This is a genomic window from Streptomyces sp. NPDC001002 (assembly GCF_053599215.1).
Genome location: NZ_JBSFLV010000112.1, coordinates 20,787 through 29,969, shown reverse-complemented (window position 1 = coordinate 29,969; position 9,183 = coordinate 20,787). Strand labels below are relative to the sequence as shown.

8 protein-coding genes are annotated in these 9,183 nt (G+C 70.9%); 3 read left to right on the top strand and 5 right to left on the bottom strand.

The window, feature by feature from the left end:
- The 3 genes from ACWDR3_RS35580 to ACWDR3_RS35570 form a co-directional block, all read left to right on the top strand.
- The coding region (locus tag ACWDR3_RS35580; RefSeq protein WP_450356699.1) for a glutamine synthetase at positions 1 to 962 on the top strand (962 nt) is incomplete at its 5' end.
- A 1-nt stretch (position 963) separates the two neighbouring features.
- Complete coding sequence (locus ACWDR3_RS35575) at positions 964 to 2,091, top strand: amidohydrolase family protein (RefSeq protein WP_450356698.1); 1,128 nt, start codon at positions 964 to 966, stop codon at positions 2,089 to 2,091.
- 15 nt (positions 2,092 to 2,106) lie between these two features.
- The gene (locus tag ACWDR3_RS35570; RefSeq protein ID WP_124002091.1) at positions 2,107 to 2,643 is read left to right on the top strand and encodes an NUDIX hydrolase family protein; all 537 of its coding nucleotides are present in this window, start codon (positions 2,107 to 2,109) and stop codon (positions 2,641 to 2,643) included.
- Positions 2,644 to 2,667: 24 nt separating this feature from the next.
- Here ACWDR3_RS35570 and ACWDR3_RS35565 read toward each other — a convergent pair whose 3' ends face one another.
- The 5 genes from ACWDR3_RS35565 to ACWDR3_RS35545 form a co-directional block, all read right to left on the bottom strand.
- On the bottom strand, positions 2,668 to 3,000 hold the full coding sequence (locus tag ACWDR3_RS35565; protein ID WP_450356697.1) for a DUF2218 domain-containing protein: 333 nt from the start codon (positions 2,998 to 3,000) through the stop codon (positions 2,668 to 2,670).
- Positions 3,001 to 3,104: 104 nt separating this feature from the next.
- On the bottom strand, positions 3,105 to 4,091 hold the full coding sequence (locus tag ACWDR3_RS35560; RefSeq protein WP_450356696.1) for an aldo/keto reductase: 987 nt from the start codon (positions 4,089 to 4,091) through the stop codon (positions 3,105 to 3,107).
- Between the two features lie 71 nt (positions 4,092 to 4,162).
- A complete protein-coding gene (locus tag ACWDR3_RS35555) occupies positions 4,163 to 4,843 on the bottom strand; it encodes an NUDIX domain-containing protein (RefSeq protein ID WP_450356695.1) in 681 nt (226 codons plus the stop codon).
- Positions 4,844 to 4,893: 50 nt separating this feature from the next.
- Positions 4,894 to 6,342, bottom strand: a complete 1,449-nt coding sequence (locus tag ACWDR3_RS35550) for an alpha-amylase (RefSeq protein ID WP_450356694.1) — start codon at positions 6,340 to 6,342, stop codon at positions 4,894 to 4,896.
- Positions 6,339 to 9,023 (bottom strand): MGH1-like glycoside hydrolase domain-containing protein, encoded by a 2,685-nt coding sequence (locus ACWDR3_RS35545; protein ID WP_450356693.1) that lies wholly within the window; start codon positions 9,021 to 9,023, stop codon positions 6,339 to 6,341. The genes ACWDR3_RS35550 and ACWDR3_RS35545 overlap by 4 nt, the downstream gene beginning before the upstream one ends.
- Positions 9,024 to 9,183: the final 160 nt, after the last annotated feature.

The window sequence follows — 9,183 nt, the reverse complement described above, 5'->3', positions numbered from 1 at the left end:
AGGCCGCCGTCGAGATCGAGTGGGCCGTCGGCCAAGGCCCGGCCGCCACCGGCGAGTTCGTGCCGGCGCTCACGGGCCCGGCGTACGGAGCCGTCCGGCAGGTCGAGCTCAGCGACTACACCGCCGACCTCCTGGCGGCCTTCGCGGCACAGGGCGTCGACGTCGAGCAGCTCCATCCCGAGTACGCGGCAGGGCAGTTCGAGGTCTCGGTGGGCGCGCTCGACCCGGTCGCCGCGGCCGACCGCAGCGTCCTGGTGCGGCAGACGATCAGGGCGGTGGCCCAACGGCACGGGCTGGTTGTCTCGTTCGCGCCCGCGGTCTTCGCCGAAGGCGTCGGCAACGGCGGCCACCTCCACCTCTCCGCGTGGCGCGACGGCGTCAACCTGCACGCGGGCGGCGAGGGCCGGTACGGCATGACGGGCGACGCCGAGTCCTTCGTGGCCGGAGTCCTCGGCCGACTCCCGGCGCTCACGGCACTGACCGCCCCGAGTCCCGCGAGCTATCTGCGCCTCAAGCCCTCCCAGTGGGCCGGGGTGTTCACCGCCTGGGGCCGCGAGACCCGGGAGGCCGCGGTGCGGGTCGTCACCGGCACGGCGGGCCTGCGCGACCAGGCCGCCAACCTGGAGGTCAAGCCGGTCGATCTGGCCGCCAACCCGTATCTCGCGCTCGCCGGTGTCATCGCGGCCGGTCTTGACGGGCTCACCTCGTCGGCGCCGCTGCCCCAGGAGATCACCGGGGATCCGGCCCGTCTCGACCCCGCGGAGGCGGCGGCCCGGGGTGTGCGTCGGCTGCCGGTGTCGCTCGCCGAGTCGGTCGAGGAGTTCCGCAAGGACGAGCTGCTGCGGGCCGCGCTGGGACCGGTCCTCGCGGACGCGGTGATCGCCGTGCGCCTCGGCGAGATCGCAGCCGTGGACGGGCTGGACGACGAGGGCGTGGCGGCCGCGTACCGCTGGAAGTACTGACGTGGGCGCGATCCAAGAGGCGCTCGACGCACAGGAGTTGACGGACCATCACTGCCACGGGGTGGTCACCGCCGACCTGTCCCGGGAGGGTTTCGAAGAGCTGCTCACCGAGGGCGACCGCTGGCCGGGGATCTCGCCCTTCGACAGCCCGGTCGGCGTATCGGTGCGCCGGCACTGCGCTCCCCTGCTCGACCTGCCCCGGCACGCCCCCGTCGACGACTACCTCACCCGGCGGGCCGAGTTGGGCTGGCGCGAGGTCAACCGGCGCTTCCTGACCGCCGGTTCCACGGACGTGTTCTGCGTGGACACCGGGTACACCCCGGACCGGCTCACCACGCCACCCGAACTGGCGGACACCGTGGGCGGATCGGCGTACGAGGTGGTGCGGCTGGAGGGCGTCGCGGAGGCGGTGGCGGCGAAGGGGGTCGAACCCGGCGAGTACGCGGCCGAGTTCACGGCGGCCGCGCGGGAGGCCGTGGGGCGGCGTGGTGTGGTGGCGGTGAAGTCCGTGGCCGCCTACCGCACCGGCTTCGACCTGGACCCGGCCCGCCCCTCGGCGGACGAGGTCACCGAGGCGGCCCGGCGCTGGCTCGCGGCGGGCGGCCGACTCGCGGATCCGGTCCTCGTACGCCATCTGCTGTGGACCGCCGTCGATCTCGGGCTGCCGCTCCAACTGCACGTCGGATTCGGGGACAACGACATCCGGCTGCACCGCTGCGACCCCACGCATCTCACCGACTGGCTGCATCTGACCGCCGGCACGATCCCGGTGCTGCTGCTGCACTGCTGGCCCTACCAGCGCCAGGCCGCCTACCTCGCGGCTGTGTTCGAGCAGGTGTATCTCGACGTGGGGCTCACCCTGCACCACGTCGGTCCCGCCCGGGCCCGCGCGGTCCTGGCGGAGGCGACGGAGATCACTCCGTTCCGCAAACTGCTGTACAGCTCGGACGCGTACGGTCTGGCTGAGTTCTACTGTCTGGGTGCGCTGGCCTTCCGGCGGGGTCTGACCGGTCTGCTTCAGGACCGGGTGGACGCCGACGAGCTGAGCCTGCCCGACGCCCTGCGGATCGCCCGGTGGGCGGGCGCGGACAACGCTCGCCGGGTCTACCGTCTGCCCGGCCCCTCCTGAAAGTATGATCAAGCAATGTCTGACATGACCGATACCACGCCAGGCTGGCTCAGCGCCGACGAGCTGGAGATGGCGCGTGCCCGTATGCCGATCCTGTACGTCGAGGCGGTGCCCGTGCGCGTCGACGACAGCGGCGAAGTCACCAGCGTCGGCCTGCTGCTGCGCATGGGGCCGGAGGGGACGGTCAGCCGGACCCTGGTCTCCGGCCGGGTGCTGCACCACGAGCGGGTCCGGGACGCGCTCCTGCGCCACCTGGAGAAGGACCTGGGACCCGTGGCGCTGCCCCGGATCCCGGCCTCCCTGCAGCCCTTCACCGTCGCCGAGTACTTCCCGACCCAGGGCGTCACGCCGTACCACGACCCGCGTCAGCACGCGGTGTCGCTGGCCTACGTCGTGCCCGTGACCGGCGACTGCCGGCCCCGGCAGGACGCCCTCGACCTGGTCTGGTTCAGCCCGCAGGAGGCCGTGTCGGCCGCCGTGCAGGGCGAGATGCCGGGCGGGCACGGGGTGCTGCTCCGGCAGGCGCTGGCGCACGTGGGGTGCGGTCTGTAGGCCGTCGGGCTCGGCGGGCCCGGGTCAGGCGGGCTCCTCCGAATTGCGCTGACTGGTGCCGGGTTCGCCCGTGTCGCGCCGCCACTCGACCACCAGCTCGTCCTTGGTGCCGAAGCGGACCAGGTGGCGGCCGACCACGTCCTCCAGCAGGTCGAGGTGGTCGGCGTCCGTCTCCACGGCGAGCAGCAGGGCTCCCTCGACCGCGGTGAGGGAGCCGGTGCCGTTCTGGAAGACGATCCGGCCCTCACCCTTCTCCTCGTCCCAGCTGGTCTCGCTGCGGCGGCCGAGGTGGGAGGCGAGCTGCTTGGCGTAGCGCTGCGGGCGGTCGGTGGCGACGCGGGCTTCGGATTGGGGCATGGCGTACTCCCGGTGCGGTGGGGCGGAACGCATCGATGGTGCCGGACGAACGGACCGCCCCACCCGTCACGTGCCGCAAGGATTGGATTCCCCTCGCGTCGGGGTCAGTGCGCCGCGTCCAGCCGGGCCCGCTGCTCCTGGGTGAGTTCCAGGTCGATCGCGGCCAGGTTCTCCTCCAGTTGGGCCACGGACGAGGCGCCGGCCAGGGGGATGATCGGCAGGTCGCCGCCCATCTGCCAGGCCAGGACGACCTGGTTGAGGGTGGCGCCGGTCTCCTCGGCGACGGCTCGCAGCGCGGTGAGCCGGGCGGGGGTGCCGGGGTGGTCGTAGTCCGGCGGGAGCGGCTTGTCCTGGCGGGTGTACGCGCCCGCGAGCAGCGGCGAGTAGGCGACCAGGGTGAGACCGGGTTCGGCGCGCAGGTAGGTGAGGAGTTCGGCGCCGGTGTGGCCGAGGCTGCCGTCCGGGAACATGTCGTCGGTCACATCGGCGCGCGGGCGCAGCAGGCTGTGCTGGTACTGGAGCACCTCGTAGCCGGGCAGACCGGCCGCGGCGGCCAGGGCGCGGGCCCGCTCGACGCGCCACACGGCGTGGTTGCTGACCCCGAGGAGACCGACCGTGCCCTCGGCGACCAGTTCGGCGAAGCCCTCGACGGTCTCCTTCAGCGGGACCGTGCGGTCCTCGATGTGGGCGTAGAGCAGGTCCAGCTTGCCCACGCCGAGGCGTTCGCGGCTGCGTTCGGCGGACTCGCGGATGACCTTGGCGGACAGGCCCTCGGGGTTGTCGATGTAGCTGGTGCCGGGGGCGAGCGGGCGGGCGCCGAGCTTGGTGGCGATGACGATCTCGTCGCCGATGCCGCGGCTGCGCCGCCAGCGGCCGAGGAGTTCCTCGCTCTGCCCGCCCTGACTTCCGTCGGTCCAGAAGGCGTAGTTGTCGGACGTGTCGATGAAGTTGCCGCCGGCCTCGACGTACCGGTCGAGCACGGCGAAGGACGTCTCCTCGTCGGTCCGTGAGCCGAAGAGCATCGCGCCGAGCGCGAGCACGCTCACCTCGCGGCGGTGGGCCGGATCGGTTCCGATCGTGCGGTACCTCATGATGGGTCCTCCCGTTCGCGCCCGGTTGTCCGGGCACGAACGGGAGTCTTCATCTTGAAGCGCACTTGAAGTCAAGCCTTCGCGAACCAACCCTTCGCGAAGGGGCCTTCCAGTGCCGCCCACTGGAGCAGCATGATCGTCTTGGCGTCGGCGATCTCTCCGGTGCGGATCATCTCCAGGGCCCGCCGGAAGGGCAGTTCGACGATCTCGATGTCCTCGCCCTCCTCGTCGAGGCCGCCGCCCTCGTGGGTGCGGGTCGAGGGGCCGTATTCGGCGGCGTAGAAGCTGACCCGTTCGGTGACCGAGCCGGGGCTCATGTAGACGTCGAAGACGTGCCGGACCTCGCCGATGGTGTGCCCGGTCTCCTCCACCACCTCGCGGCGCACGGCGAGTTCGGGGTGTTCGTCATCGTCGTCGAGCAGGCCGCCCGGGGTCTCGACAAGCATGCCGTCGGGGTGGCCGTTGACGTACACCGGGTACCTGAACTGCCGGGTGAGCAGGACGGTTTCGCGGTCGGCGTCGTAGAGCAGCATGGTGGCGCCGTTGCCACGGTCGTGCGTCTCGCGCTGCTGCGTGCTCCAGGTGCCGTCGGCGAGCTGGAGGTCGAAGGTCGTGGCGCGCTCGACGTACCAGTGGCTGGACAGCAGCTGGACTTCGCGGACCTTGACGCGCGGGTTGCCGGTGAGGTCGAGGCCCGTGCGGTCCAGGCCGGTGCGGCCGCGGCGGTCCGGGGTGTCGACGCCGGCGGTCATCGGACACCGGTCCGGCGGGTGGAGGCGGTGGAAATGTTCATGATCCGCTTCTACCACGCCCGCATTACGTGGGAGGCGCGCCCCGGCAGGTCCACATAAAGGCCGGAGGTGACCAGTTCGGTGCCGTCGCGGTCGTACGTCTGCCCGGACAGCAGGTCGGTGAGGTGACAGGCGCGGTCCTGGAGGTCGGGCCAGGGCAGCGGGACCCGGCCCTGGGCGGGCGTGTCCGAGTCGTTGACGACCACGATGTGACGCGTGTCGGGGCCGGTCCAGCTCCAGGCGAGGAGGTTGCGGTGCGTGTCGTTGTCCGGCCAGCCTGTGCAGGTGAGCAGCTGCCAGTCGCCGACCCGTACCTCGGCCACGGCCGGGAGCAACCGGGCGTAGAACTCAAGCAGTTGCTCGTCGACGGGTTCGGGCGGGCGGCGGGAGAGGAAGACCGGTGGGCGGACCTTCCGGCCCTCGAACTGACCCTCGTGCCAGAGGGTCGCGCCGGGCAGGGTGGCGACGGTGACAGTGGCGGAGCGCTCGCTGTCGCCGGGGAAGGTGGCGGCGGCGCGGGGTTCGTCGTGGTTCTCCAGGAAGCGGACGAGGCCGTGCTGGTAGGCGAGGTCGGCCTGGAGGTGACCGTGCACGGATTCGGCGTCCTCGTGCAGCAGGCGGTCGTAGAGCCGCTTGTCGTAGCAGTGGTCGAACCCCTGCTGTTGGAGGGCCCATTCGAGGTCCCAGTAGGCCTCGGCGACGAAGAGCAGATCCGGGTGGCGCTCGCGGACGCGCGGGAGGATGTACGGCCAGAAGTCCTCCGCCGGCGTGGGTCCGGCCCGGTCGCCCCAGGTCTTGCCGAACACGTCGTTCATCAGCAGCATCGCCATGTCGCAGCGCACGCCGTCCGCCTGGTCGCCGATCGCCACCAGTGTCTCCACCGTCGCCGTCCGCAAGGCGTCGCTGAAGGCGTTCAGTTGGACCACGTCCGGCCAGGGCGGGAAGTACGGGTCCCGGCCGCGGGCGTAGATCTGTCCGCCGGCCTCGATGAAGGCCTCGGGCGAGTGGGCGAGGTCGTCCGGGGTGCCGTGGACCAGGCAGTCGGGGCGGTCGGTGAGCCAGGGGTGGTCTGGGGCCACGTGGTTGGGGACGTAGTCGAGGATCAACCGCAGGCCGCGGGCGGCCAGTTGGGCACGGGCTTCAGCGAGACCAGCCGGGCCACCGAGGGACTCGTCGACCACGTAGTTCCGTACGCAGTACGGGGATCCGGCGATGTCCGCCTCGGTGAGGTCGGGCAGGGCGGCGCGGAAGGAGGCGAGCAGCCCTTCGTCCCGCAGGGCGATCGCCAGGCCCGCCGGGCTGCGTTCCCATACGCCCATCAGCCAGACGGTGTCGACGCCGGGCCGCGCGACCTCGTCCCAGGCCTCACCGGGGACCTCGCCCAGGGTGATCCGACGGCCGTACCGACCGCTCAACTCACCGAGCCAGATCAGCGTGTTGATCTCGTAGATCACCGTCATGACAGCGGCTCCTCGCGCAGGGCGCCCCAGTCGCCCTCGCCGACGACGTGGAACAGGGTCGCGGTGACTGCGGCGAGGCCGGTCCAGCCGGTCTGGTGGGAGGCACCGAGGCCCGCGCCGTTGTCGCCGTGGAAGTACTCGTAGAAGAGGATCAGGTTCTTCCAGTGCGGGTCCTTGGCGTACTTGGCCTGGGCGCCGTGCACCGGACGGTGGCCGTCAGGACCCTGGAGGAAGGTGGAGGTGAGGCGGTCGGAGATCTCGCGGGCGACCTCGTAGAGGGTGAGGTGCTTGCCGGAGCCGGTCGGGCACTCCACCGTGAAGCCGTCGCCGTGGTAGGCGTACAGGTTCAACAGGGCACGGATCAGCAGCATGTTGACGGGGAACCAGACCGGCCCGCGCCAGTTGGAGTTGCCGCCGAACATGCCCGAATCGGACTCGGCGGGCAGGTAGCCGACGCCGTACGTCTCGCCATGTACCTCGAAGGTGTAGGGGTGTTCGGCGTGGTGCTTCGACAGTGAGCGGATGCCGTGCGGGCCGAGGAACTCGTCCTCGTCGAGCATGCGGGCCAGCACACGGCGCAGCCGGTCCTCGCCGAACAGCGCGAACAGGACACGGCCGTCCTCGCCTGGGCCGATGCTCCGCTGGGCGGAGACGATGGCCGCCACGGCCGGGTGACGCTCTATGAACTCCCGGGCCCCGGCGGCCAGTTCGGGGAATCGGCGGCCGGCCCAGGCGCCGACCACACTGGTCGCCGCGAGCGGGATCAGGCCGACCAAGGAGCGCACCTTGAGGCGGGTGGCGGTGCCGTCGGGCAGCCGCAGGACGTCGTAGAAGAAGCCGTCCTCCTCGTCCCAGAGGCTCTCGTTGTCCTTGCCCATGCGGTTGGTGGCGACCGCGATCCACGCGAAGTGCTCGAAGAGGGTCTGCGCCTGCTCGATGTAGACCGGGTTCTCGCCGGCGAGTTCGATCGCGATCTCCAGCAGGTTCTGGCAGTACAGCGCCATCCAGGCGGTGCCGTCGGCCTGGTCGAGGTGGCCGCCGGTGGGCAGCGGGGCGCTGCGGTCGAAGACGCCGATGTTGTCGAGGCCGAGGAAGCCGCCCTGGAAGACGTTGTTGCCGTCGACGTCCTTGCGGTTGAGCCACCAGCTGAAGTTCTTCATCAGCTTGTGGAAGGCGTTCTCCAGGAAGGCGCGGTCGGCCTTGCCGGTGCGGTGCTTCTCCAGCTCGTAGACGAAGAGGACGGCCCAGGCGTGCACGGGCGGGTTGACGTCGCCGAAGTTCCATTCGTACGCGGGGATCTGGCCGTTGGGGTGCAGATAGAGGCGGCGCAGCAGCAGGTCCAGCTGGGACTTGGCGAAGCCGATGTCGACCATGGACAGGGCGATGGTGTGGAAGGCGAGGTCCCAGGCCGCGAACCAGGGGTACTCCCAGGCGTCCGGCATCGACATGACCTCGTCGTTGACCATGTGGTACCAGGCGCTGTTGCGGACGCGGGGGTCGGCGCCGAGCGGGTCGACGCCGTGTTCGGCCAGCCAGCGCTCGACGTCGAGGTAGTAGTACTGCTTGCTCCACAGCATGCCGGCGAGGGCCTGGCGGACGACCCGGCGCTCGTCCTCGCTCGGGCCGTCGGGCAGGACGTCCTCGTAGAACTCGTCGGCCTCGGTCCGGCGGGCGTCCATGATCGCGTCGAACTCGCCCCAGGGATCGGCGGGTTGGGTGTCGGTCAGCCGGAGCCGGACGGTCGCGCTGCCGCCCGCGGGGACGGTGAGCACGTGGTGGACGGCGGCCTTGGTGCCGGTCCGCTCCGGGTTGACGGCGTCGGTCTCGCCATGGACGACGTGACGGTCGATGCCGTCCTTGACGTACGGCGTGGTGTTCGAACTGCCGAAGACGCGCTCGTTGTTGGTGTCGTTCTCGGTGAACAGGGTCTCCGTGCCGTCGCTGAAGTACAGCCGCCGCGTGCCCAGTTCCTCGTGCTCGGCGCGGATCGCGGACCCGTCCAGGCCGAGGCTCGGGACGGCGGTGCCGCCCGCCCAGGACCAGGTGTGGCGGAACCAGAGGGTCGGCAGCAGGTGGAGGGTGGCGTCGTCGGGGCCGCGGTTGTGGGCGGTGATCTCGATCAGCAGGTCCTCGGGCCCGGCCTTGGCGTACTCGACGAAGACATCGAAGTAGCGGTCCTCGTCGAAGACGCCGGTGTCGAGGAGCTCGTACTCGTAGTCGCGGCGGCCGCGGGAGCGGTTGGTGTCGACCAAGTCGTCGTAGGGAAAGGCGGCTTGAGGGTATTTGTAGAGGTACTTCATGTACGAATGGGTCGGCGTCGAGTCGAGGTAGAAGTAGCACTCCTTGACGTCCTCGCCGTGGTTGCCCTCGGTGTTGGTCAGGCCGAAGAGGCGCTCCTTGAGGATCGGGTCGTGGCCGTTCCACAGGGCCAGCGCGAAGCACAGCCGCTGTTTGTCGTCGCTGACGCCTGCGATGCCGTCCTCGCCCCAGCGGTAGGCGCGGGAGCGTGCCTGCTCGTGGGTGAAGTACGACCAGGCGTCACCGCCGGGGCTGTAGTCCTCGCGGACGGTCCCCCATTGACGTTCGCTGAGATAGGGGCCCCAACGGCGCCATGGCGCCCGGGCCGCGTCGGCCTCCGCCAGCCGCTGCCGTTCGGCGCCCGTCGTACCGCTGTCCGCCATCGTGGACCGCCTCCTCGCGATTGGGCATCGCTCCAAGACTCGGGGGTCCCGGGCGGGCCCGCAACGGATGCATGGCGGAGGGGCGGCTTCCCTGTCCCGGCGGCTCTTCCGGGTCCTCGCGGATTCTCCCGCCGAGGCACGTCTTCCCTGTCCGGTTGAA

Bases quoted from the DNA above. Each gene is read 5' to 3' on its own strand.
- ACWDR3_RS35570 (WP_124002091.1), top strand. From the start codon at position 2,107: ATGTCTGACATGACCGATACCACGCCAGGCTGGCTCAGCGCCGACGAG.
- ACWDR3_RS35565 (WP_450356697.1), bottom strand. From the start codon at position 3,000: ATGCCCCAATCCGAAGCCCGCGTCGCCACCGACCGCCCGCAGCGCTAC.
- ACWDR3_RS35560 (WP_450356696.1), bottom strand. From the start codon at position 4,091: ATGAGGTACCGCACGATCGGAACCGATCCGGCCCACCGCCGCGAGGTG.
- ACWDR3_RS35555 (WP_450356695.1), bottom strand. From the start codon at position 4,843: ATGACCGCCGGCGTCGACACCCCGGACCGCCGCGGCCGCACCGGCCTG.
- ACWDR3_RS35550 (WP_450356694.1), bottom strand. From the start codon at position 6,342: ATGACGGTGATCTACGAGATCAACACGCTGATCTGGCTCGGTGAGTTG.
- ACWDR3_RS35545 (WP_450356693.1), bottom strand. From the start codon at position 9,023: ATGGCGGACAGCGGTACGACGGGCGCCGAACGGCAGCGGCTGGCGGAG.